Raw genomic sequence first — 24,655 nt, forward strand, 5'->3', positions numbered from 1 at the left:
TCCATGGACGCCTACGCACAGGCTGTTGCCCATCACCACGCTGGCGAAGGTCCGCAATCCATCGCTGCCGCGCAGGCGGCACGGGCCGCTGCACCTGACGACCCGCTGGTCCACAACCTGCTGGGTGTCTGCCTGATCGACGCCTCACAGAAGGCGGAAGGTATCCAGGTGCTGCGTGACGCGGTTGCGCGCTGGCCCGACCATGAGAAACTGGTCACCAACCTGGCGATGGCATTGTACGCTTACGGGGAACAGGAACAGGCTTGGTACTGCCTGCGACGCCTTTTGGTGTTGAACCCGGCAAATGTTCTGGCCTGCGACCGGTTAGGCTTTCTAACCAATATCTGGCGCGGAGATCGGGAACAAGCAGCCCGGTTGGCAGACCGCGCCGTCCGCCTGTCTCCGAATGACGTCAGTATCCGTGTCAACCAGTCCCTGGCCTGGGCGCCGGATGACCTGAACCGGAGCATCCTGGCACTGAGCGCCGCCACCGTGCTGAACCCACAGGATACGTATCCCTATGTGCAGCGGGCAGGAGCGCTTTTGCGCCAGGGGCGGCTGCAGGCGGCCTTGCACCCGGTGCGCCGTGCGCTGAAACTGGACCCGGCCAATGACGATGCCATCAAACATGCGTTGCGTTGTCAGCGTTACCATGCGGCAAGTCAGTCAGCGGCGTCACAACCACCGGGACCCGGTTCGGGCCTGGTACTACGCGGCCCCTTCTCAACCGCAAGCGGCTATGCCCATATGGGCCGCCGATACATCCAGACTCTGCGTCAGCAGCAGGTGCCGCTACAAATCATCGGGGTGTTTGGGCACGAAACCTGGGCAGACGAGCCCCTGGAAGCGCCGGTGGGCGCCAAGGCCGCCATCAACATCATGGTACCGCTGGCGGTCGAACCGATACCGGGCCTCGCCACCATCCTTTATTCGATGTTTGAAGGCCCCCGCATCTCCCGCACCTGGGCAAAACAGAGCCTCACCGCTGACATGGTGATCGTGCCCACCCAAAGTTCGCGTGTGGCTTGGGCATCTGCGGGCTATCCGGAGGACAGGATCCACGTCTGTCCGCTCGGTGTCGATGCCGAACCGGCGTCGGCGGATGCCCCGCCGCTGACCCTGGTTGACAGCAACGGCCGCCGTGTCGACACGTACCGCCATCGGTTCCTCAATGTATCCGATGCCATCCCACGCAAGAACCTGGATGGCGTGCTGCGGGTTTGGCTGCAGGCCACGAACCGGGAAGACGATGCTGTGCTGATCCTGAAACCCGGCAAGGGTGGGACCGAGGCAGCGCGTCGGCATCTCCAATCCATTGTTGTACGGACACAACAGCATGTCGGCCGTGCCTTTGCGGATGCTGCCCCCATCGTGCTGGTCGACCAGCCGTTGAGCGAGGCGGAAATGACCGGCCTGTTCCGGACCGCTAATCATTATTTCAGCCTCTCGCATGGCGAGGGCTGGGACTTGCCGCTGTCAAAGGCCGGGGCGATGGGGCTGGGCCTGATCGCGCCAGCCCATTCCTCCTATCTTGACTATCTGGATAACCGCATTGCGCACTTGATCCCATGTACCATCGGGCCAGCGCATCTGCCCTATAGCCACGAACCATGGGAACCATTTTTCGGACTGGAATGGTGGGTTCCGGATGAAACAGCCGCGGCTGAGATCATTTCCGGCATCATCTCTGGCCGCGACAAGGGCCTGCCCGATGCCCGTGCTCACCTGATGGGCAATTTCACCTGGGACCAGGCTGCGCGCAAATTGCGGCGCATCCTGGCCGATGCCGGTCTGTTGCATCAGGGGGGTGCGTTGTGAGTGAGCTTTTCGACAAAGCCCTGGCCCATCACCAGCAAGGCAATCTGCGCGAAGCAGAGCAACTCTATCGCGCTGTGCTGGCGGAAGCCCCCGATCACCCTTTCGCCAACAACAATTACGCCATCCTGTTGCGGGCCCAGCGGCGGTGGGAGGAAGCGGTTGCCTGCTACCAGCGGGCGATCACTGCAATGCCGGAAGATGCCAGCATCTATAATAACCTGACATGCGTGCTGACCGATCTGGGCCGCGATGGGCAGGCAGCCAAGGTGGCCATGATTGCCATCGCCTTGCGCCCTGATTACGCAGAAGCGTGGTTCAACCTGGGCAATATACTGCGCAACCTGCGGGGGATGGAACAGGCCCGCCATGCCTATCGCCGGGCATTACGCATCCGCCCGGATATGGCGGAAGCCTGGTCGAACCTGGGTGACATTCATAAGTCAGAGGGTGACCTGACCCACGCTCTGGAATGTTATCGCACCGCGATGCGCCTGCAGCCGCAAATGCCCCAGCCTTATGTCAACCTCGGGGAGGTGTTGAAAGAACAAGGTCGCGTTACCGATGCCATCACCCTGCTTCAACATGCAATGGAACAGCATCCAAACCTGCCTCTGATGCATTCCAACCTGCTGTTCGCCTTGCACTACTCGCCCCACGTGCCGCCGGAGGTTATCTTCCGCGCCCACAAACATTGGGGCGAACGCCACGCCGACCCAGTGACGTCAAACCCGCCCCCGGTGTTCACCAACAGCCGCGAACCCAACCGGCGTCTGCGGATCGGGTATGTCTCTCCCGATTTTTGCGGTCATGCTGTCTCTTGTTTTCTGGAGCCTTTGCTGAGAGGGCATGAAAGGTCACAGGTCGAGATCTTCTGTTACCCGATTTCCAAACGTCAGGATGCCGTCACAGATCGTTTCCGGGCCATCACTGGCCACTGGTTCTCCCTGACCGATCTGACGGACGCACAAGCTGCTGAGCGTATCCGGGCTGATCAGATCGATATTCTGGTCGATGTGGCAGGGCATACCTGCGACTGCCGGCCGCTGATTTTTGCCCATCGCGCCGCACCCGTCCAGGTTTCATGGTTGGGGTATCCGGACGGTACGGGTATGAAAACCATGGATTACCGGCTGACAGACGCCATTGCCGACCCACCGGGTGTAACCGACCGCTGGCACCTGGAAACCTTGGTACGGCTCGACAATGGCTTTCTCTGTTTTCGCCCGTCTTTGGACACGGCCCCCGCCGGGGAGTTGCCCGCGCGCCGTAATGGTTTTGTGACTTTCGGTTCGTTCAACAACAACAGCAAAGTCACGCCTGAAGTGGTGGCGCTCTGGTCGCGCTTGCTGCTGCGCGTCCCGCGGTCCCGGCTGATCCTGAAAAGCAAACCTTTCGCCGACCCGACCACACAGACCCGCTATCAAAGCCTGTTCCATGCCAATGGCATCGCCACCGACCGGATAGACCTGTTGCCCCAGATTGCGGACCAGGGCGACCATCTGCGTGCCTATGACCGCATAGACATCGCACTGGACCCCTTCCCCTACAATGGCACCACGACCAGTTGCGAGGCGCTGTGGATGGGAGTGCCGGTGGTGACCCTGCTGGGCACCCACCATGTCGCCCGCGTCACCGCAAGCCTGCTGCACCGGATCGGCCTGGATGATCTGGTTGCTGACAGCCCGGAAACCTACTTGCAGATCGCCATCGGGCTGGCCGCCGATCTAGACCGGCTGGCAACGCTGCGCCACACCCTGCGCCCGCGTATGCAATCCAGCCCGCTCCGCGATACCTACGGCTTCGCAGCGCAGGTTGAGGCCGCTTATCGCCGAATGTGGAAGGACTGGGTGTCACGCCATGGCGCCGACATCAATGCGGCTTGACCCCAGTGGGGTGCTCTATGCTGTTCAAAGCCTCCGCCAACCGGTGTGATGCGCTGCCCCGCTTGGCCGGCTGCTGCTGCACCGACGCATCCGGCGACCAACCGGCCAGGAAGATCACGTCGAATGTCGCCGGCACGGTGCCGTCCTCCTCGCGGAACAGTTCGGCATAACGTTCGGCGGCGCGGATGATCACCTCCCGCCGGGTCGGGCGTTTCAGGCGCGACAGGGCGGCATTGGTCTCCCCCATACCGCGCAGGTCGCGCATCAGGCGGAACGGGTCGGGATAGGATACGGTCAGGCTATCCATGTCCGCCACCGGCAGGGCGAAACCAGCGCGCTGCAGCAGTCCGGCGGCATCGCGGATGCCGGCCATCGGGCTGATCCGGACCGACACACCGCCGGTGACCTCCATCTCTGCTTCCATCAGGGATCGACGCAGCTCAAACAGGCTATCGCCGCCCAACATCGCGGCGATGAACAGCCCGTCTGGGCGCAAGGCCTGACGCGCCTGGATCATGGCACCGGGCAGGTCGTTCACCCAATGCAGGGACAGGTTGGAGATCACCATATCGAAGCTGTCGGCAGCGAAGGGCAACGCCTCTTCATCCAGCGCCAGGGCGGGGCTGCCGGTATTACGGGCGGCCAGCGCGGCCATGGCCGGGGACAGGTCCGCATGCACCATCTGGGTGATACCATTCCGGCCCGTCAGCGCCGCTTCAACCTCACCGCCATGACTGCCCAGGTTCAGGACGCGGGGAAAATCGCGCCGGATCATATCCAGCCGCTCCCCCAGCCTGTCCGCCACCTCGCGCAGCAGGAAATCATGGGATGCCAGCCCCGCCGCCGCGCGGTCGCGCCGCTGGCGGATCAGGGGCCGGTCGAACAGGAACATGGTATCGGCGTCGCTCATGCCACTGCCATACTCCGGCCGATGGCCGCTGGCAACAATCTGAACCGTTTATCCGTTCTTTGCCGGTGCAGCGAACTTGGCCAGCCAATCGGCGATGGCCTGTGGGGTCATACCGCGCGCATTGGTCAGGTCAGAGCTGTTGGAGGCGTTCAGAAGGGTGCCGTCGGCGGCGACGATCAGGACGCTGGGCACACCGCGCAGCTTTTCCACGCCATAGCGGGCGGGGATATGCAGGTTCTTGTTGATGCGACCCACATCAATCTTCACCACCTCATAATGCGCTGCAACGAAGCCCTTGACCTCGGGCAATTCGGTGATGCCGGCGAAGACCCGGCAATCGGGGCACCAGTCGCCACCGAAATTCAGCAGCACACGCTTGCCATTCACCCTCGCCCGCTCAAATGCGCGGGTCACATCGGCATCCGCGTCGGCTTCTTCATCATAAGGCAGCGGCAGGGGGGTGGGCAGGGCCTTGATATCGGTGACCGATACCGTGGGGGCCACGACCTGGGCCTGGGCCGGTGCCCCAAACACCGACGCCAACAGCAGACTGGCCGACAATAAAGTAATCGTGCGCATGGATGATCCTTGGTTTTTTGATGCCGCCATCATGGCAACCCATGTGGAATTGATAGCGGATCGAACGGCATTGTCCACTTCTCTTATGGGAATACACCATCCATTGCACAGGACCACGCACGGGACGACCGCTGCGCGGTGCTGTCATCAAAATTTGATCGGCTGCTGCTTGACAGGCGGGGTCGGCTTGATTAGGTCTCTGGCACTCACCGGGCGTGAGTGCTAACAACAGGCTCCCGCCCAAACCCTTTTGCCTTTTCAGGGAGAGATCCTATGAAGTTCCGTCCGCTGCACGACCGTGTCGTGGTCAAGCGCGTTGAGTCCGAAAAGAAGACGGCCGGCGGCATCATCATCCCCGACACCGCCTCTGAGAAGCCCCAGGAGGGCGAGGTGGTTGCGGTGGGTCCGGGTGCCCGCGATGAGGCTGGCAAGCTGGTCGCGCTCGACGTTAAGGCCGGCGACCGCGTCCTGTTCGGCAAGTGGTCCGGTACCGAGGTGAAGATCGACGGTGTCGAATACCTGATCATGAAGGAAAGCGACATCATGGGCGTGCTGAACGCCTGAGTCGGATCATCCGATCCCGTCTGACAACCACAGAAATTCAGAGGATAGAGCAATGGCTGCCAAGGAAGTTAAGTTCGGCTCCGACGCCCGCGCCAAGATGCTGCGCGGCGTGGATATTCTGGCTGACGCCGTGAAGGTGACACTGGGTCCGAAGGGCCGCAACGTCGTGATCGAGAAGAGCTTCGGCGCTCCGCGCATCACCAAGGACGGTGTCTCGGTCGCCAAGGAAATCGAACTGTCTGACAAGTTCGAGAATATGGGCGCCCAGATGGTCAAGGAAGTGGCGCAGAAGACGGCCGATCTGGCCGGCGACGGCACCACCACCGCCACCGTGCTGGCCCAGGCCATCGTCCGTGAGGGCGCCAAGGCCATTGCCGCTGGCATGAACCCGATGGACGTGAAGCGCGGCGTCGATCTGGCTGTCTCCACCGTCGTGGCCGACATCCAGTCCCGTTCCCGCAAGGTCACGACCAACGACGAGATCGCCCAGGTCGGCACCATCTCCGCCAATGGCGAAGCCTCCATCGGCAAGCAGATCGCCGAGGCCATGGCCCGCGTCGGCAACGAAGGCGTCATCACGGTTGAAGAGGCCAAGAGCCTGGAGACCGAGCTGGACGTCGTCGAAGGCATGCAGTTCGACCGCGGCTACCTGTCGCCCTACTTCGTGACCAACGCCGACAAGATGGTCGCGGATCTGGAAAATCCCTATATCCTGCTGTTCGAAAAGAAGCTGTCGGGCCTGCAGGCCATGCTGCCGGTGCTGGAAGCCGTCGTACAGTCCTCGCGTCCGCTGGTCATCGTGGCCGAGGATGTGGAAGGCGAGGCTCTGGCCACGCTGGTCGTCAACAAGCTGCGCGGCGGCCTGAAGATCGCCGCCGTGAAGGCTCCGGGCTTCGGTGATCGTCGCAAGGCGATGCTGGAAGACATGGCCATCCTGACCGGCGGCCAGGTCATCTCCGAAGACCTGGGCATCAAGCTGGAAAACGTGACGCTGGATATGCTGGGCCGCGCCAAGAAGGTGACGATCAGCAAGGACAACACCACGATCGTCGACGGCGAAGGCGCCAAGGAAGACATCCAGGCCCGCATCACCCAGATCAAGGCCCAGATCGAAGAGACCACCAGCGACTACGACCGCGAGAAGCTGCAGGAGCGTCTGGCCAAGCTGGCTGGCGGTGTTGCCGTCATCCGCGTCGGTGGCGCCACCGAGGTTGAGGTGAAGGAGCGCAAGGATCGCGTTGATGACGCGATGCACGCCACCCGCGCCGCCGTGGAAGAGGGTATCGTCGCCGGCGGCGGCGTGGCCCTGCTGTACGCCACGAAGAAGCTGGAGCAGTTGGTTGCCCCGAACGCCGACCAGAAGTTCGGCGTGGACATCGTCCGCAAGGCCCTGCAGGCCCCGGTCCGTCAGATCGCCCAGAATGCCGGCTTCGACGGCTCGGTGATCGTCGGCAAGCTGCTGGAGCAGGCGGACACCAACCACGGCTTCAACGCCCAGACCGGCGAATATGGCGACATGTTCAAGTTCGGCGTCATCGACCCGACCAAGGTGGTGCGCGCCGCCCTGCAGGACGCCGCCTCCATCGCCGGCCTGCTGATCACGACGGAAGCCATGATCGGCGAGAAGCCGCAGCCGAAGTCCGCTCCGGCCGGTGGCCCGGGTGGCATGGGCGGCATGGGCGACATGGACTTCTAAGTCCGACGTCGTTCAGCCGAACCGGCTTGAATGCGAAGACCCCCGGCGGAGCAATCCGCCGGGGGTTTTTGTTTGGGATGGACTTGCTGTCGACCTTAGCTATTTCACCGGGACACACGTGGAAACGTCGTGTCAGATTCACGACTCGGCGCGCGCATGAGCGCAAGCTGGTTTTGTTTTCTACACAGATGTGCCTTGAATATTTTGAGATCGCCCAGTCCGAATTGGGCTGCAATACCCTAAGCCCGAGCGCATTTATTCCAGGATTCAGGGCCTATTTACAAAGAATTTAATAAATCGTCCGAAGCGATACTATAGATTTTTGACCATTAAAGTATTAACCAACATGGCTTCTCGCGATGATGGCACAGGGGCTCTGCTGAACAGCGTCCCATAGCACACGGCTTTCTCCCCTTCCCTTCTCGCACATCCCACCTGCCCACCCGCCTGCATCAGTTGACAGCGCACCCGGCGTCGGGGACAAGCTAGCACCTGTCGATCGTAAGCCTGAGACGCTGTTGAAAATGCATCCTGCCCGGACCTATCGCCGCCTGCTCCTGTCCACGGTGCTGGCTTTCGGCCTGTCGGATGCAGCGCTGGCACAGCCGGCGCCGGCTACCGACCAGATGGGCAAGGAAACTGGACAGCCTGTGCTGCTGTCTGCCGACACGGTGGATTACGACGAGGAGCTGGGTATTATCACAGCCCGGGGCAAGGTGGAGCTGTCGCAGGGCGGGCGCCTGCTGCTGGCCGATACAGTCAGTTTTTCAGAAAAGACCAATGTCGTCACCGCCTCGGGCAATGTCTCCATCATGGAGCCGACCGGCGAGGTGCTTTTCGCCAATTACACCGAACTGACCGACGATCTCCAGCAAGGCTTCGTGGATCAGGTTCGCATCCTGTTGTCCGACAATGCGAAATTTGCGGCCCTACAGGGAGAGCGACGCGAAGGCCGCTATACCCGTATGGAGAATGCCGTCTATTCCCCATGCGAACTGTGCGCGACCGACCCTTCGCGCCCACCGATCTGGCAGATCCGGGCCGCCCGCATCACCCATGATCAGCAGGCGCGGGATGTCTATTACCGCGATGCCACGCTGGAAGTTGCGGGCATTCCGGTCATGTGGCTGCCCTTTTTCGGTCATCCCGACCCGACGGTCGAACGGCGCAGCGGGTTCTTGACGCCCGGCGGCGGCATCAGCTCGGACCTGGGCACCTATGCCCGTATCAATTATTTTTTTGATATTGATGAGACAAAGGATTTCACGCTGGAGGTAACCCCCAGCACTGAGGACGGGCTGCTATTGGGCGGTGAGTATCGGCAACGGTTCGCCACCGGCTCTATCACGCTGTCGGGCAGCGCCACCTACACTGATCGCGCGCGGGAAACCACAGCGGGCGTGGTGGAGAAGAAGGATTTCCGGGGCCACATTTTCGGTACCGGCCGTTTTGATATCGATGAAAATTGGCGTTGGGGTTTTGATGTCAAACGCGTGACCGATAACACCCATCTGCTGCGATATGACTATAGCCGGGAAGATATCCTGGCCAGTCGCGCATTTGCAGAACGGTTTCAGGGCCGCGATTACCTCGCCTTCAATGTCTATGATTTCCAGGATCTTCGCCCCGGCAATCCAGAGGAAGAACCGGTCGTCCTGCCCATGGTCACCTACAGCGCGTTGGGCGAACCAGGCGGGGTGTTGGGCGGTCGTTGGTCAGCCGATGCGGGGTTCCTGTCGCTGCTGCGGTCGTCGGGCAATGATACCCGCCGGGTTTCATCGGCGGCGGGCTGGCGGCGCGATGATGTAACGGGCTTCGGCCTTGTCTCCGTGCTGAAAGCCGAAGCACGGGCCGATGGCTATTGGGTATCAAACCTGCGCCGGGCCGATGGCACTGTGGAACCGGATGACAAGGTGCGTTTCCGCGCCTTCCCACATGCCGACTGGACCGTTTCCTATCCGCTGGCCCGCCAGGATGCCACGGTACAGACCCTGGTGGAACCCATGGTCATGCTGTCGGCAGCCCCCAACTATAACAACAACGCCAACATCCCCAACGAGGACAGTCAGGATATTGAGTTCGACTACACAAACCTCTTCCGCGCCTCACGTTACCCCGGCATAGACCGGCTGGAGGGCGGGCAACGTCTGACCTATGGCGTCAAGACTGGCTTTTATGGCTTTGGCGGTGGCTCCTCCACCCTGTTCCTGGGCCAAAGCCAGCGCCTGGAAGGCGATACCGACTTCCCCGGTGGTTCGGGCCTGCGTCGCCGCGCGTCCGATGTCGTGGGCAAGCTGGAACTGACGCCCAGCCCCTGGATGGACATTTCCTATTCATTCCGCCTGGACAGCGACACGATGGCGCAGCGCCTGCACGATGTGTATGGCGTTTTCGGACCCTCGCAATTTCGGGTGTCCGGCTCCTATGTCTATCTAGACAAGCTGACCCAAGAGGGTGGCCTGGCCACCCGCAACCGTGAAGAGCTGACACTGGGCATTTCCTCGGCCCTGACCGACCGCTGGTCAATCGGGGTTAACCATCGGCGTGATCTGGCTCCCGGCGGCGGACCCGTCCTGTCCTCAGCAACCCTCACCTACCAGGAGGATTGCTTGACCTTCCAACTGGTGGCTGAACGCGACAACACACGGCGTACCGGTATTGACCGGGGTGACCGGCTGTTTTTCAGGGTTGCCTTCAAGAATCTGGGCGAGTTCATGAGCCCGTCCCTGTCCGGTTCCGTCTTCGGCCAGCAGGACCAGTAACATTATCGGCCCACTCTGACTGGTGGTCCCTGTGCCAACGCGCGCAGAGTTAGCCCCGGTCACCGGTTCTGAAACAGCGTATATCGCCCTTGGCGTTAAATAACAACTTCATCATGTGGTATTACTGACACCACATAGCAGACACGTGAATTCGCCGATTGCCCGATACTCCTTCCCGCTTCACTCTTCCCGGTGACAGCAATCCAGGGCAGGATCGGTCAACGACCGCCCGATCAGTGACATGGACCCGATTGTGACAGGACAGGACGCGCCCGACGCCTTCATGGTGCGGCTGGCGGGCATCACCAAGATCTTTCATGGCAAGGATGGCCAGACCGTTGCAGCCCTGGCCGGTATTGATCTCAATATTTTGCGGGGTGGCATCACCGCGATTGTCGGACCTAGCGGGGCTGGCAAAAGCAGCCTGCTGCGCGCCGTCAATGTGCTGGAACGGCCAGATACGGGCACCGTCAACGTTGGTGGCCGCGACCTGACATCGCTGGATGACGAAAGCCTGCGCCGCGCGCGGCAATCCATCGGCATGATTTTCCAGCATTTCAATCTGCTGGCCAACCGCACGGTTGCCGGCAATGTCGCCCTGTCGCTGGAACTGGCGGGCTGGCCGACGGCGAAAATCGGCCCCCGCGTTGCCGAACTGCTGAACCTTGTGGGCCTGACAGACAAGGCGACGCACTATCCCGCCGCCTTGTCGGGTGGGCAAAAGCAACGGGTCGGTATCGCCCGCGCGCTCGCCCCCAATCCGCAACTCTTGCTGTGTGATGAGGCGACATCAGCCCTGGACCCAGAAACCACGCGGCAGATCCTGGCCCTGATCCGCAAGATCAACCGGGAACTGGGCCTGACCGTCCTGCTGATCACCCATGAAATGGCGGTAGTGCGGGAGGTGGCCGATCAGGTTGTGGTTCTGGAGGCGGGCCGCATCATTGAACAGGGACCGGTGGCCCAGGTTTTCGCCCATCCGCAACATCAGACTACACGCTGCTTCCTGTTGGGGGAAACCGGCACGGAATTGCCGCCAGCCCTGGCCGCCCGCCTGTTAACCACCCCCATCGCTGATGGCGCCACGCTGATCCGCCTGCATGCCGTAGGCGAACTTGCTGCGTCCCCGCTTCTGTCCGATCTGGGGGCTGCTGGCATTGCGGCGCGTCTGATTGCAGGGCGGGTTCAGCCGCTGGGCGACCGGCCCTTTGCCGGGTTGATCGCCGCTTTGACTGGCAATGTCGGCGCCATCGACAACGCCATCCATCAATTGCGCGCCCGTGGCGCGGAGATCGAGGTTCTGGGCCATGTCGCCACAGATGCTGTCACTGCTGGCTGATGCCACAGTTCAGACCCTGCTGATGGTGGTGGTCGCAGGGGTCCTCGCGACGCTGGCCGGAGTGCCGCTTGGCTTGTTCCTGGCCCTGTCAGGTGCGGGCGATCTGCTGCCGAGACCAGGCTTGCAGCGCGCCATCGGCTTGATCGTAAACGCCACCCGCTCGACGCCGTTCATCATCCTGGTGGTGGCCATTGTGCCATTGACCCGGCTGTTGACCGGTACGTCCATTGGCACTGCTGCCGCCACAGTGCCGCTGACCCTGGCCGCAATCCCCTTTATCGCTCGGGTGGTGGAAAGTGCCGTGCGGGAGGTGGATCATGGTCTGCTCGACGCCGCCCGCGCCATGGGGGCCGGGCCCGGTCAGATCGTGACCAAGATCCTGCTGCCCGAGGCCCGCGCGGGCATTGTGCGCGGCCTGACGCTCGCCGCCGTCAATCTGGTGGGTTACTCCGCCATGGTCGGGGCAGTGGGTGGTGGGGGTCTGGGCGATCTGGGCATTCGCTATGGGTATCAGCGGTTCATGCCAGAGATGATGCTGGCCGTTGTACTGATCCTGATCATCGTGGTTCAGGCCCTGCAATCGGGGGGTGAGGCGCTGGCCCGCCGCCTGGACAAACGCAATCCCGGAAACTGAAGGTCGATCCGATGCGCATCTCCGCCTTGCTGGCCCTTATCACCACTGTCCTGGCCACCGCCCTGCCCGCGCAAGCGGAGAAACTGCGGATCGGTGTTACCCCCGGCCCCCATGCCCAGATCATGGAGGTGGTCAAGAAAGAAGCCGCTGCCCAGGGTCTTGACCTGGAGGTGATGGAATTTAGCGACTATGTTGTACCCAACGCCGCCCTGGACAGCGGTGACCTCGATGCCAACAGCTTCCAGCATCAACCCTACCTGGACAATCAGATCACCGACCGCGGCTTTAATCTGGTGTCCGTCGGCAAGAGTGTGACCTTTCCGCTGGGCATTTTCGCGTCCAAGGCCAAATCCCTGGAGGCGCTGCCCAAAGGGGCCAAGATCGCCATTCCTAACGATCCCACCAATGGCGGCCGGGCCCTGCTGCTGCTTGCCCGGGAGGGGTTGATCAGTGTTGATCCTAAGGTCGGCCTGAAGGCTACGGTACTGGACATCACGCAGAACCCGAAAAACCTGAAGATCATTGAACTGGACGCCGCCCAGTTGCCACGTAGCCTCGGCGATGTCGACGCCGCGGCCATCAATGGCAATTACGCCCTGGAAGCCGGGCTGGACCCGATCAAGGACGCCATCGCACGCGAACCAGCCAACGGTCCCTACGCCAATGTCATCGTGGTCCGCACGTCTGATAAGGATAAACCCTGGGTCAAGAAACTGATGGCGGTGTACAATTCTGCACCGGTCAAGACATTCATCGAAACGACCTATAAGGGCGCCGTCGTACCGGCATGGTGAGGGGACATTGCCGTCTCAGCCGGGGCTAACCACCGACACAATTGTCACAGGCGCGTAACTGCTTTGTTACAGGCCTATCCGATAGGCCCCACCCCTGGCATCCTCCTCGGCAAAATCCTGTCGGATGGAGGAATAGGCATGCGTTTTGGGACCCTGGCCCGGATGGGCCTTTTGCTGACCTGCGCTAACGCCGCCATTGCCAACCCGGCAACGGCGCAGGACAAAAAGGTGATGACCGCCGCCGATATCTGGGGCATGAAGCGGGTCTCCTCCCCTGCCCTGTCGCCGGATGCCAAATCGGTCGTTGTGTCGGTTTCTGTTTTCGATTTGAAGACCGACAAGCGCAGCGCCGATCTCTGGCTGTTTCCCGTCGATGGCGGGCCGGCGCGGCAATTGACCACCGATCCAGCCGCCGAGGCCGATGCGGTATGGAGTCCCGATGGCAAGTACATCGCCTTCACGGCCCGGCGTGACGATGACAAGGCGCCTCAGATCTATGTCCTGCCGATGGGAGGGGGCGAGGCGAAGCGGGTGACCACCCTTCCCACCGGGGCGCGGACACCGAAATGGCTGCCCGATGGCAAGGGACTGGTCTTCATGAGCCGCGTCTGGGCCGACCTGCCCACCTGGGAGGATCAAGCCAAACGTTTGAAAGACCGGGAAGAGTCGAAGATGACGGCCCGCGTCTGGGACAAGGCGCCCATCGCCTACTTTGATCACTACCTGGACGACCGCGAAAACCATCTCTATGTCACCGATCTTGACGGTGCCACCCCGCGTACCATCACCCTGGGTTCCGGTGTGTCGGTGCAGTATAATGAGGGTTCGGCCCCGTTCGACATCTCGCCCGACGGCAAGGAAGTGGCGTTCCCGGTCAATGTCGACAAAGTAGGGAACCGTCCGAATATCGACCTGTTCACCATCGCGGTGACGGGGGGTGCCGCCACCAACATCACGCCGGACAACAAGACCGGGCCGGACAACAATCCCGCCTATTCGCCCGACGGCAAGTCGCTGGCCTATAATCAACGCACGATTTTCGGCTTCTATGGTGAAAATGCGAAACTGATCGTGCGTGACCGGGCCACCGGCACCACGCGCAACATCACCGAGGGTTTTGACCGCTCGGCCAACGATTTTTCCTGGACCGACGACAGTGCCGCCCTGTACGGCGCGGTGGACGATGCTTCGGTGCAGCGGGTCTACCGGTATGATCCCAAGGGCAAGGAAAAGCCCCGGCGGATCACCGATGGGGCCACTGGCGATGTGACCGATGTGGAAGTGGCGGGCAAGGCACTGGTGGGTCTGCGCCAATCAATCAGCGCGCCCGCTGAACTGGTCGCCATTGACGCAAAGTCCGGCAAGATCCGCGACATCTCCGCTGCCAATGCCCAAGCCCTGGCCGGTTTCCAGATGGGTAAGGTGGAGAGCGTCACCTACAAAGGGGCGAACAATGCAGACATCCAGATGTGGGTGATCTATCCGCCCAATTTCGACCCCACGAAAAAGTACCCGGCGATGATGCTGGTCCATGGCGGCCCGCACAATGCCATCACCGACGCTTTCAGCTATCGCTGGAATGCGCAGGTCTTTGCCGGCTGGGGCTATGTTGTCACCTGGCACAACTTCCATGGGTCCAGCGGCTTCGGACAGGCCTTCACCGACAGCATCAACCCCGAGTGGGGTGAGGTGCCGTATCAGGATACAATCAAAGCGGCCGAATGGCTGGCCGCCAAGCCGTTCATCGACAAGGACCGCATGCTGGCCGCCGGTGCCTCCTATGGCGGCTACCTCACCAGTTTCATCCTGGGCCGCGAACATCCGTTCAAGACCCTGGTGATCCATGCGCCGGTCTACAACCTCTATACCCAATATGCCGCCGATTTCAGTGGCAGCCAGGCGCGGTTCAAGGAATTCTGGGAGGACCAGTCGGTGATCGCCCGCAATTCCCCGCATATGCAGGCCGGTAACTTCAAGACCCCGTCACTGATCCTGCATGGCGAACAGGATCTGCGTGTACCCATCAACCACGGCATCGAGTTGTTCAATACGCTGCAGCGCCGTGGTGTGGAAAGCCGTCTGGTCTATTTCCCAGATGAAAATCATTGGGTCCTGAAGCCGCAAAACAGCGTCTTCTGGTACGCCGAAGTCGAACGCTGGGTGAAGGCCCAGGTGAAACCCGGACCAGCCAACTGACCAATCACACCAAGGGGCGGTGCCAAACGGCGCCGCCCTTACTGTGTAGGCTCTGGCGACCGCCAGGATGCGGATGGAAGGCTGAATGAGCGGCTGAAAGACCCAATTATTCCGCTCAATGAAATAATGAACTGTCCAATCAGCAGATTAACGATACTGTCTTCTTGACCCATTCTGCCCTGGACGGCCGCGAACGCCGGCCCCCATGAAACCAGGGATCAGAACCATGAAGCTCCATTATCACCCCCTGTCGGGCAATGCCCACCGCGCCCGCCTGTTCTTGTCCTTGCTGGGCGTCCCGCATGATCTGGTTGAGGTCGATCTGATGGCCGGTGCGCATAAGCAGCCGGACTTCCTGGCACTCAACCCGTTCGGTCAGGTGCCGGTGCTGGAGGATGGCGATGTGGTCATTCCGGACAGCACCGCCATCCTGGTCTATCTGGCCAAAAAGCATGGCGGTGGCTGGCTGCCGGAGGATGCGCAAGGGGCGGCGGCCGTTCAGCGTTGGCTGGCCGTGGCGACGGGCGAGTTGGCCTATGGCCCGGCGGCGGCGCGACTGGTCACATTGTTTGGTGCCAAACTGAACGCCGATGAAGTGATCACCCGCGCACATCTGCTCTTGACCCGGCTGGAGGCGTATCTCGATGGCCGTGACTGGCTGGTCGGCACCCGCCCCAGCATCGCCGATATTGCCCTGTATTCCTACCTCTATAGCGCGCCGGAGGGCAATGTCGACCTGTCCGCTTATCCGCACGTCCGGGCCTTCCTGACCCGGATTGAAGGACTGCCGGGCTTCGTCCCGTTCGCCCGCAACAAAGTCGGCCTTGCGGTCTGACCCGTGCGATAAGCCGACATCCGATGTGCTGTGCATATCGGGTTTCGGACAGCCACGACCGTAGCTGGCTCGAAACAGGAGGGGATCATGGGCAGCAGGGGGCCCGTCTGGCATGAAGGGGAAACCGCGCTTCAGGAAAGGCTGGGCGTGGCCGCGCGGATGCGGGATGTGGGGGCACGGGTGATCCGTGATTTCATGCCCCAGCAGCATCGCGATTTCTATGCTCAGATGCCCTTCATTGTGGCGGGGTCAGTGGATGGCAAGGGCGACACCTGGGCCACGCTGCTGGGCGGCCGGGCGGGGTTCATCACCTCCCCTACCGCTACCCGGCTGGACATCCAGACCCCGTTGAGCCCGCAGGATCCGGCCAGTGCCGGCATGGGCGCGGGTGACGCCGTCGGCCTGTTGGGAATTGAACTGCACACCCGCCGCCGCAACCGGGTCAATGGCATTATCCGCGCCGCCCACCCTGGCCTGCTGCACTTTGAAGTGGATCAAAGCTTCGGAAACTGTCCGCAATATATTCAGTTGCGTGACATCACCCTGGCCCGCGACGCGGACCTGCCCTTCACGGGGGAGGTGCGGGAAAGCGGTCAGATTGATGCCGCGGCGCGGGACATGATCGAAGCGGCAGACACATTCTTTGTCGCCTCCTACGCTGATCGGCAGGGACAGCGCCAGGTCGATGTCTCTCATCGTGGCGGCAAAGCAGGTTTTGTGCGCGTCGGCGAAGACGGCACCCTGACCATCCCGGATTTCGCTGGCAACCTGTTCTTCGCCACGCTGGGCAACATCCTGCTGAACGGCAAGGCCGGGCTGGTTTTTGTCGATTTCAGCACCGGCGACATGTTGCACCTGACGGGCGATGCCAGCCTGATCCTGGACGGGCCGGAGGTGGCGTCGTTCCAGGGGGCCGAGCGGCTCTGGACCTTCCGCGCCCGACGTGTCATCCACCGTCCCGCAGCCTTGCCCCTGCGCTGGTCTTTCCGGGAACAGGGCTGGTCGCCGAATTCCCTGATGACGGGCGACTGGCAACAGGCGGCGGACCGGCTGCGCGCCGCCGAGCTTGGAACCCAGTGGCGTCCCTTCACGGTGGCCCGCATCGTGGAGGAAAGCAGGACCATCCGCTCCTTCCATCTGACCCCGGCTGACGGGGCGGGTCTGCTGCCGCATCTGGCCGGACAGCATCTGCCCATCCGCCTGGCCGTGCCGGGCAGCGACAAGCCGCTGATCCGCACTTACACGCTGTCGGTGGCGCCATCTGATGGATGTTACCGGATCAGTGTGAAGCGCGACGGGCTGGTCTCCCGCTATCTGCATGACCATGTGCGCCGGGGCGACCGGATCGAGGTACGGGCCCCCGCTGGGGCCTTCACCATTGACGCTGCCGAAAAGCGTCCCGCCATCCTGTTGGCCGCTGGCGTCGGCATCACACCACTGCTGGCCATGCTGCGCCATGTGGTTCACGAGGGGCTGCGCACCCGGTCCATCCGCCCGATCATCCTGTTTCAGGCCGCCCGCACCAAGCCAGAGCGCGCCTTCGACCGGGAATTGGCCGAACTGGTCACGGCGGCGGGCGGGGCGGTGCGTATCATCCGGGTCTTGAGCGACCCCGACGATGCCGTGCAAGGCCGCGATTACGACGTTGCGGGCCGGATTGATACAGCCTTGCTGAAGGCGCATCTGCCCTTCAATGATTATGACTTCTACCTTTGCGGCCCGCCCGCCTTTACCCAGGCGCAGTATGACGGCTTGCGGGCGCTGACCATCGCCGACCACCGCATCCATGCCGAAGCCTTTGGCCCCTCCGCCCTGACCCGCACCATCGACAGCGCCAAACCGATAGTACCGCTACCTCCCGCCGCCACCGCCCCGGTACCCGTAGCCTTCACGGCCTCCAGAAAGGAGGCGCGCTGGACACCCGGTTCGGGCACCTTGCTGGAACTGGCGGAGGCGCGTGGCCTTTCCCCGAACTTTAGCTGCCGGTCCGGTTCCTGCGGCGCGTGCAAGTCCCGGCTGCTGGCCGGTACCGTTAGCTATGTCAGGGCACCCACAGCCCCGCGCGCGCCAGATGAAGTGCTGATCTGCTGCGCGGTGCCCAGCGGTGATCAGCCCATACAACTCAACCTGTGATCCCGGAGACCGCCGATGTCCCGTCCACCCCTGCCACCCTTCACCGAACAATCCGCCATTGAGAAGGTGCGCCTGGCCGAAAATGGCTGGAACAGCCGCGACCCGGCCAAGGTGGCGCAGGCCTATACGCCCGACACACGCTGGCGCAACCGCACCGAATTTGTGGTTGGCCGGGCGGCGGTGGAAGCCTTCCTGACCCGCAAATGGAACCGGGAACTGGAATACCGACTGATCAAAGAACTCTGGGCCTTCGCCGGTAACCGTATCGCCGTCCGCTACGCCTATGAGTACCGCGACGATAGCGGCCAGTGGTATCGTGCTTATGGCAATGAGAATTGGGAATTTGCCGGGGATGGGCTGATGCGGTCGCGCTATGCCAGCATTAATGAACATCCCATCGCCGAGGCCGACCGCCGTTTCCGCTGGCCCCAAGGGCGCCGCCCCGACGACCATCCGGGCCTCAGCCATTTCGGGTTTTAATCGGAAGGTTCCCGCAACCCTGCTTTCGTAACGGGAGGGGGAGAGTACGGCAACATCACGCCGCTGCGATCTCTGGTATGATGCCGCGCGCGAATGTCCGCAGGGGAGGGACAAGGATGGATCGCTGGCAATCCATGCGCATCTTCGTAAAAGTCGCGGAGACCGGCAGCTTTGCTGAAGCTGCGCGCCGATTGAACCTGAGCGCGCCCGCCGTCACCCGCGCCATTGCGGCGTTGGAAGAAACCATCGGCGCCCGTCTGTTCGCACGCACCACCCGCTCGGTGAAACTGACAGAGGGCGGGCTTCGTTATCTGGAGGATTGCCGCCGCATCCTGTCCGACATTGTCGAGGCCGAGGCTGCCGCCGCCGGAGCCTACGCCACCCCAACAGGTACATTGTCGGTTACGGCCCCGCTGCTGTTCGGGCAGATGCATGTGTTGCCGATCCTGTTGGATTATATGGATACCTATCCCGCGATGGCGGTACGCACCCTGTTCATCGACCGGTCTGTGAACATCATTGATGAAGGGGTCGATATTGCCTTGCGGATCGGACATTTGCCTGACAGTGCCTTCACCGCCATCCGGGTGGGCCGCGTACGGCGGGTGATCTGTGCGTCCCCGGCCTATCTGGCGCGCCATGGCGAGCCGTCGCTTCCCGTCGATCTCCATGAACACCGCATTGCCGCCCCAACCGGCGCCTGGGCCATTCATGAATGGCGGTTCCGGGGGGATCAGCGCCTGACGGTTCACCCTGCTCTGCAATGCAACACCAACGAGGCCGTGATCAGTGCCGCCCTGGCTGGCTGGGGTCTGACACGGGTGCTGCATTATCAGGTCGGCCCGGCCTTGGCAGAGGGAAGGCTGCGCATCGTGCTGGCCGAACATGAAGAAGAACCGGTCCCGGTCCATATCCTGTATCCGGAGGGTCGGCATGCACCCGCCAAGGTCCGGGCTTTTGTCGACATGGCGGTCGACCGGCTGCGCGCTCATCCGCTGCTGAACGGGTAGCGGGGGCGCCACACTCTTGCTACGGTGGCGTCATAAAATCAAAAAGGAAACACAGGGATGAACGCCAGGGCACTCTTCCTTCTTTTCGTGATGTTAGCGGTACCGGGTTCCTTTGCCGCCGACGGCCCCCTGGTCCGCACCGAAGCAGGGACCGTACGCGGCCTTTCCGCCGATGGTGTGGACCGTTTCCTGGGCATCCCTTTTGCGGCGCCGCCTGTGGGCGACTTGCGCTGGCGCCCGCCAGCCCCCGCTGCCACCTGGACCGGGGAACGCCCCGCCTTCACCTATGGTGCCGACTGCGCGCAGAAGCCATTCATTCGGGATGATGCACCATTGGCGACGCAGCCGTCGGAAGATTGCCTGTTCTTGAATGTGTGGCGTCCAGCGCAGAGGGCCGGGGAAAAACTGCCCGTGATGGTCTGGATCCATGGCGGCGGCTATGTCAATGGCGGTACCTCGCCGGCCATCTATGACGGGTCGCGGCTAGCCCTTGATGGGGTTGTGGTGGTCAGCGCCAATCACCGCCTGGGGCGTTTGGGCTTTTTTGCCCATCCAGCGCTGACGGCGGAAGCAGCGGGCGGCGCCACCGCCAATTTCGGCTTCATGGATCAGATCGCTGCCTTGCGCTGGGTTGCCACCAACATCGCCTCATTTGGCGGTGATCCGGCCAACGTCACGATCTTCGGTGAAAGTGCCGGTGGGGAGTCCGTTAACATCCTGCTGTCGTCACCGCCCGCACAGGGATTGTTCCACAAGGCCATCGCGATGTCGGGGGGCGGTCGCTCTACGCTGCTGCCCACCCCCACGCTGGCGGTGGGCGAGAACGCGGGCCACCGTTTCGCCGCTCGCCAGGGCATCACCGACACCGGCCCTGCGGCGCTGTCAGCCTTGCGGGCCTTGCCGGTAGACATTGTGGTCGGCACCCTTAATTTAGCCTCCTTGTCGGCTGCCGATGATTATTCCGGCCCCGTCATCGATGGCCAACTCATGCCCGCTGAACCGATTGACCAGTTCCGAGCCGGCAAGGCCGCAAAAATACCCGTCATGCTTGGCGCCACAAGCGCCGATGGCTGGTACAGCGGCGGCAGCAAGGAGAATATTCTGGCCGCATTCGGTCCGCTGGCGGCCGAGGCCACCCGCCTCTACGACCCGACCGGTCAGGACAGTGCCTTACAGGTTGGACAGCGCGTCAATGGCGATGCCATGTTCATCGAACCAGCCCGTGCCACAGGGCGTGCCTTGGCCGCACAAGGGCAGCCCGTCTATCTATATCGCTTTTCCTACGTCGCGCAGAACCGGCGGGGGATCTGGACTGGCACCCCGCACGCCAAGGAACTGCCCTTTGTTTTTGATCGGGTCCTGGCCCGTTACGGCACAGCGGCCACGCCGGCAGACCTGACCATGGCGGCCCGGCTGCGGTCCTATTGGACGGGCTTTGCCAGGACGGGTGTGCCAGCGGCCCCCGATGGTCCGGCAGCCCCGCGTCTGACGGCCGATGATGAACGAATAATCGACTTCACCAATGATGGCCCCAGGATCACGATTGATCCACTGCGAGACCGGTTGGATCTGGTGGAAAGATGGCTCGACGGCAAGTGAAGGAACCCGGCTGCCAGGCGCGTTGGCCGGGTCGGGGACGGATCACGACATCATAGCCAGGGCCAATCAGCGGCCCGGCGTGCAGCGAACCTGGTGTATATGGCTGATTTTATATGATAAGTAAGACTATTGAAGTCTGTGGCTTTACACAATGCTGATTTATCATATATATTTCATGCTCATTGACATGAGGGGGATCCATGCGGGGCGACACGCCTTTCATCGCCGGCGACTGGGGAACCAGCAATTTGCGGCTCTGGCTGTGCGGGGCAGATGGCACGGTGTTGGACAGGGCCGACGGACCAGGAGTGGCGGCGGTTCCAGGCCGGGCAGAAGCGGCATTTCTGGACGCCACGGCCGCCTGGCGTGCCGCGGATGGCCCCTTGCCGGCCCTGTTCTGTGGCATGGTGGGGTCGACCATCGGCTGGGTGGAAGCAGCCTATCATCCTTGCCCCGCCAATGTGGGGTCGCTGGCATCCGGGCTGACCCGTTTCACAGCACTGGGGGCGACCATGGCCATCATTCCCGGCCTGTCCACCCGCAACCCGCAAGGGGCGCCGGATGTGATGCGGGGAGAAGAAACGCAGATCCTGGGCGCCCTGGCCAGCCATCCCGACCTGGGCATCGGCCGCCGCCTGCTATGCCTGCCCGGCACCCATGCCAAGTGGGTGCTACTGCGCGACGGCACCGTGGTGATGTTCCAGACCGGGTTCAGCGGTGAATTGTTCGCTCTGCTGCGTGGCCATTCTGTTCTGGGCCGAGGTACGGACGGGCTGCTGCCACAGATTGGACCGGCCTTCATCCAAGGGGTGCAACGGTCCCTGACCAGCGCCCCTCTGCCGCACCTGCTGTTTGAAGCGCGATCACGGCAGTTGCTGGAGGGCATGTCGGCGCAGGACGCGCTTTCTTTCCTGTCGGGTCTGGTGATCGGCGCCGATGTTGTCGGCGGCATCGCCATGGCCGCTGACGGGCTGGACGGGCCGGTCACACTGGTGGCAAGCCCCATCCTGACCGACGCCTATGCTGCCGCTCTGGCTGCAACGGGCCGCGATACCGTTGCCCTGGATGGTGGTGAACTGGCCCTGGCGGGCCTGCTGTCCGTCCGCGCCGCCATCCTGTCCTGACCGCCCTGTCTTGAAAGCCTGTATACCATGACCCTGGACCGCCACCTGACCGACGCACCGCTTGTTGCCATTCTGCGCGGCGTTACCCCTGCTACCGTGGTCGCCATCGGCCAGTCTCTATACGATGCTGGTTTCCGTGCCATCGAAGTGCCGTTGAACAGCCCTGATCCGTTGGACAGCATCGCTCGCCTGTCATCCCATTTCGGCGATACCTGCCTGACCGGGGCCGGCACAGTGTTGAGCAGCGATGCCGTGGATGCCGTCGCCGGAGCCGGCGGCAAGCTGGTTGTCACCCCCAATAGCGACCCGTCGGTCATTGCACGGGCCGTTGCGTTGGGTCTTCTACCCATGCCGGGTTTCGCCACGGCAACCGAAGCGTTTGCCGCCATCAAAGCCGGCGCCCGCCACCTTAAACTTTTTCCCGCTGCCACCTATGGCCATGGCCATATCAAGGCGTTGTCGGCTGTGATCCCGGCGACGGTGAAACTCTATGCTGTGGGGGGGGTCGGGGCCGATAACTTACACATCTGGCGAGCGGCGGGGGTCGCTGGCATCGGCGTTGGCAGTGAAATTTTCAAGCCCGGTTTCAGCGCAGCAGAAGTTGGTGATCGCGCGCGGCAGATTATATCGGCATGGCGGGCAACGGCGGTGTGATATCGGTATCTTGCCTTTCCACCCGGCCTTTAGGATATGCTAACAGCCAGGCGATGAGCGGAACCGCATACGGGACGGGCCGCGATGATGGGGGAGCGCAATCGTATGAGCGGGAATGAACGGGGCTTGCGCGCGGAGTCAGGCCGCAACTTCACTTACGGCATTCTCCAGCAGCTTGGCGTGGACATCGTGACCGGCACCTACGGGCACGCCAACCCCTTCCCCACCGAAGCGGAACTGTGCAAGCGACTTGGGGCCAGCCGCTCGGTTCTGCGCGAGGCGGTGAAAATGCTGACGGCCAAGGGATTGCTGAAGGCACGCCCGCGCCAGGGCACCTGGATCGAGCCAGAGCGCAACTGGAACCTGCTCGACCCCGACGTTCTGCGCTGGCTGCTGGAACGGAAGTTCTCCCCCTCCCTTTTGCTGGAATTTACCCAGGTGCGTCTCGCCATCGAACCGGTGGCCGCCTCGCTGGCGGCACGCCATGCTGATGACAAGGCCAAGGCCGCCATCCAGGCGGCCCTGCGCCGCATGCAAGCGGCGGAACTTGGCGATGATGACCCGCTGACGTCCGACATTGCCTTTCATGTGGCTGTGCTGGAAGCAACGGGGAACCGTTTCTACGCCCAGTTGCGTGATATCATCGACGCGGCCCTGCGCACCTCAATCCGCCTGACAAACCGACGGAAGGGTGTTCGTCTGGCCAGCGTCGCCGACCACCAGAAAGTGGCCGATGCGATAGCTGCCGGCGACGCCGATGGGGCCGCCATCGCCATGCGCCATCTCATCGTCGAGGCCATGACCCTGATCGAAAGCGCCGTTAACAAGGGCGACGAGGGGGAATAACCCCCTGAACCCGGAGTCCCAGTGATCGTCGCCGGTCACTGGGCTTGCGTTAGCGACACCGCCAAACGGACCGTCCCCCCTTCCCTTACACGATGCTCATGGCCTTTAACGCCACCGGCCCCATGGCGAGATAGCCCGCGCGGTTGGGGTGGACAGGGTCCAAGCCCAGTTCGGCCTTCAAGCCGTTGGCGGCATCGGCCAGGGCCGGCCAGTAATCAATATAGGTATACCCCTGATCGCGGCAGAAGCCCTTTATCCAGGTGTTCAGGGCCAGGATACGCGCGGTTGGATCCGCGACCGATTTGCGCCAGTAGATATCGCGGGCGGGTGGCACTGAACCGATAAACACCTTCATCCCCGCAGCATTGGCCAGGGTTGCCATGGCCGCCAGATTGTCGTGGGTCAGGCTGGGATCATAGGGGCCACCATTCTCGGCAACGTCGTTGGTGCCGGCCAGAATATGCACCGCACGCGATTGCAGCTTCAGGACATCCGGCGTGAAGCGCAGCAGCATCTGTGACGTGGTCTGCCCGGAAATCCCGCGTCCGATAAAGCCGTTGGCGGGGAAGAACGCCCCGTCATGTTCGGGCCGGGCCCAGTTCTCCGTGATGCTGTCACCCATGAACACAACCCGTCTTTTGTCGGCGGGCAAGGCCTTGTCTTTAACATTGGTGGGGGCATAACGGCCACGGTTGGCCCAATCACCGTCACCCGCCCCTTCTGCCGAAGCCGGCATGGCTGCCAGCAGCGGCAGGGTGGGAAGGGCGGCCAACAGATGACGACGGTTCATGGTTCCGAT

At 62.4% G+C, this 24,655-nt stretch carries 20 protein-coding genes; 17 read left to right on the forward strand and 3 right to left on the reverse strand.

Going from position 1 to position 24,655, the window contains the following annotated elements:
* The first annotated feature begins 3 nt into the window (after positions 1–3).
* A complete protein-coding gene (locus CHU95_RS20235; RefSeq protein WP_094458162.1) occupies positions 4–1,818 on the forward strand; it encodes a tetratricopeptide repeat-containing glycosyltransferase family protein in 1,815 nt (604 codons plus the stop codon).
* Positions 1,815–3,701, forward strand: a complete 1,887-nt coding sequence (locus CHU95_RS20240) for an O-linked N-acetylglucosamine transferase, SPINDLY family protein (protein ID WP_094458163.1) — start codon at positions 1,815–1,817, stop codon at positions 3,699–3,701. Before CHU95_RS20235 ends, CHU95_RS20240 begins: the two co-directional genes overlap by 4 nt.
* Here CHU95_RS20240 and CHU95_RS20245 read toward each other — a convergent pair.
* Both CHU95_RS20245 and CHU95_RS20250 read right to left on the reverse strand, forming a co-directional pair.
* Positions 3,688–4,611: a methyltransferase domain-containing protein gene (locus CHU95_RS20245; RefSeq protein ID WP_094458164.1), complete on the reverse strand. Its 924-nt coding sequence runs from the start codon at positions 4,609–4,611 to the stop codon at positions 3,688–3,690. The two genes, CHU95_RS20240 and CHU95_RS20245, sit on opposite strands and share 14 nt — an antisense overlap.
* 48 nt (positions 4,612–4,659) lie before the next feature.
* Positions 4,660–5,190, reverse strand: a complete 531-nt coding sequence (locus CHU95_RS20250) for a thioredoxin family protein (RefSeq protein WP_094458165.1) — start codon at positions 5,188–5,190, stop codon at positions 4,660–4,662.
* Positions 5,191–5,463: 273 nt separating this feature from the next.
* On the opposite strand from CHU95_RS20250, the gene groES reads away from it, so the two are divergent.
* The 15 genes from groES (at position 5,464) to CHU95_RS20325 (ending at position 23,856) form a co-directional block, all read left to right on the forward strand.
* Positions 5,464–5,754, forward strand: coding sequence for a co-chaperone GroES (gene groES, locus CHU95_RS20255; RefSeq protein ID WP_094458166.1), 291 nt, complete (start codon positions 5,464–5,466; stop codon positions 5,752–5,754).
* 52 nt (positions 5,755–5,806) lie between these two features.
* The gene (groL, locus tag CHU95_RS20260; protein ID WP_094458167.1) at positions 5,807–7,450 is read left to right on the forward strand and encodes a chaperonin GroEL; all 1,644 of its coding nucleotides are present in this window, start codon (positions 5,807–5,809) and stop codon (positions 7,448–7,450) included.
* A 524-nt stretch (positions 7,451–7,974) separates the two neighbouring features.
* Positions 7,975–10,212 (forward strand): LPS-assembly protein LptD, encoded by a 2,238-nt coding sequence (locus tag CHU95_RS20265; protein ID WP_094458168.1) that lies wholly within the window; start codon positions 7,975–7,977, stop codon positions 10,210–10,212.
* A gap of 283 nt (positions 10,213–10,495) precedes the next feature.
* Positions 10,496–11,551 (forward strand): methionine ABC transporter ATP-binding protein, encoded by a 1,056-nt coding sequence (locus CHU95_RS20270; RefSeq protein WP_094458581.1) that lies wholly within the window; start codon positions 10,496–10,498, stop codon positions 11,549–11,551.
* Positions 11,520–12,185, forward strand: a complete 666-nt coding sequence (locus tag CHU95_RS20275; RefSeq protein WP_094458169.1) for a methionine ABC transporter permease — start codon at positions 11,520–11,522, stop codon at positions 12,183–12,185. The genes CHU95_RS20270 and CHU95_RS20275 overlap by 32 nt, the downstream gene beginning before the upstream one ends.
* Before the next feature lie 11 nt (positions 12,186–12,196).
* Positions 12,197–12,979 carry a MetQ/NlpA family ABC transporter substrate-binding protein gene (locus tag CHU95_RS20280; RefSeq protein WP_094458170.1) on the forward strand — a complete coding sequence of 261 codons (783 nt, stop codon included), beginning with the start codon at positions 12,197–12,199 and terminating at the stop codon, positions 12,977–12,979.
* Positions 12,980–13,117: 138 nt separating this feature from the next.
* Positions 13,118–15,175 carry a S9 family peptidase gene (locus CHU95_RS20285; RefSeq protein WP_094458171.1) on the forward strand — a complete coding sequence of 686 codons (2,058 nt, stop codon included), beginning with the start codon at positions 13,118–13,120 and terminating at the stop codon, positions 15,173–15,175.
* A gap of 226 nt (positions 15,176–15,401) precedes the next feature.
* Positions 15,402–16,010, forward strand: coding sequence for a glutathione S-transferase family protein (locus CHU95_RS20290; protein WP_094458172.1), 609 nt, complete (start codon positions 15,402–15,404; stop codon positions 16,008–16,010).
* A gap of 87 nt (positions 16,011–16,097) precedes the next feature.
* On the forward strand, positions 16,098–18,143 hold the full coding sequence (locus tag CHU95_RS20295) for a 2Fe-2S iron-sulfur cluster-binding protein (RefSeq protein WP_094458173.1): 2,046 nt from the start codon (positions 16,098–16,100) through the stop codon (positions 18,141–18,143).
* Between the two features lie 15 nt (positions 18,144–18,158).
* Entirely contained in the window at positions 18,159–18,623 is a 465-nt protein-coding gene (locus CHU95_RS20300) for a nuclear transport factor 2 family protein (protein ID WP_094458174.1), read from the forward strand.
* Positions 18,624–18,739: 116 nt separating this feature from the next.
* A complete protein-coding gene (locus CHU95_RS20305; protein ID WP_094458175.1) occupies positions 18,740–19,633 on the forward strand; it encodes a LysR family transcriptional regulator in 894 nt (297 codons plus the stop codon).
* 57 nt (positions 19,634–19,690) lie between these two features.
* A complete protein-coding gene (locus CHU95_RS20310; protein WP_094458176.1) occupies positions 19,691–21,232 on the forward strand; it encodes a carboxylesterase/lipase family protein in 1,542 nt (513 codons plus the stop codon).
* Between the two features lie 200 nt (positions 21,233–21,432).
* Positions 21,433–22,356 carry a 2-dehydro-3-deoxygalactonokinase gene (locus CHU95_RS20315; RefSeq protein WP_094458177.1) on the forward strand — a complete coding sequence of 308 codons (924 nt, stop codon included), beginning with the start codon at positions 21,433–21,435 and terminating at the stop codon, positions 22,354–22,356.
* Positions 22,357–22,383: 27 nt separating this feature from the next.
* Entirely contained in the window at positions 22,384–23,010 is a 627-nt protein-coding gene (locus CHU95_RS20320; RefSeq protein WP_094458178.1) for a 2-dehydro-3-deoxy-6-phosphogalactonate aldolase, read from the forward strand.
* 105 nt (positions 23,011–23,115) lie between these two features.
* Positions 23,116–23,856, forward strand: a complete 741-nt coding sequence (locus CHU95_RS20325; protein ID WP_094458179.1) for a FadR/GntR family transcriptional regulator — start codon at positions 23,116–23,118, stop codon at positions 23,854–23,856.
* Between the two features lie 85 nt (positions 23,857–23,941).
* On the opposite strand, the gene CHU95_RS20330 is transcribed toward CHU95_RS20325, so the two are convergent.
* The gene (locus CHU95_RS20330; protein WP_094458180.1) at positions 23,942–24,646 is read right to left on the reverse strand and encodes a GDSL-type esterase/lipase family protein; all 705 of its coding nucleotides are present in this window, start codon (positions 24,644–24,646) and stop codon (positions 23,942–23,944) included.
* Positions 24,647–24,655 lie beyond the last annotated feature (9 nt).

The organism is Niveispirillum lacus, from assembly GCF_002251795.1.
In the GTDB taxonomy this organism is placed as follows: Bacteria; Pseudomonadota; Alphaproteobacteria; order Azospirillales; family Azospirillaceae; genus Niveispirillum; species Niveispirillum lacus.